General features: G+C 62.2%; 1 protein-coding gene. It reads right to left on the reverse strand.

Annotated elements, in window-relative coordinates; all coding sequences use genetic code 11:
• Window positions 1-8 precede the first annotated feature (8 nt).
• A complete protein-coding gene (locus JWG43_RS19030; RefSeq protein WP_205244468.1) occupies window positions 9-245 on the reverse strand; it encodes a hypothetical protein in 237 nt (78 codons plus the stop codon).
• Window positions 246-402: the final 157 nt, after the last annotated feature.

Genomic DNA, 402 nt, shown 5'->3' on the forward strand with positions numbered 1-402 from the left:
CGGCATAACTACTCCTCGGCTTGTCCCGGCTCGGCGTCCGCCAGCGCTTTCTTGATCACCAATTCGGCTTCGGCTGGTGACAGTCGGGTGATGTCACCACGGCTGTAGTTCTTCCAGGGGCCGGTGAAACGCACCAGCACCCGCTCATCATGGGTAGGTGCGGGATCATCGCCGCTCTGCTGTTCGTGATCGGCGTCATGGACAGGCGTCTGCCCTACGCGAGCGCCTTTCTGTGGATTAGCCATGTCGGCTCCTTGTTACAAGGGGATAGAGGGCGCCAGTGCGGCGCCCTGCTGCGGCCTTACCAGGTAACCTTGGTACCCAGCGCCAGACCTTCCGGGTGACGGAAGCCCACATCGTGGTTGCCGACGAGGCGAATCAGCGACTGGTTGCGTGCAAAGG

It is taken from the genome of Desulfobulbus alkaliphilus (genome assembly GCF_016918545.1).
GTDB lineage: Bacteria > Desulfobacterota > Desulfobulbia > Desulfobulbales > Desulfobulbaceae > Desulfobulbus > Desulfobulbus alkaliphilus.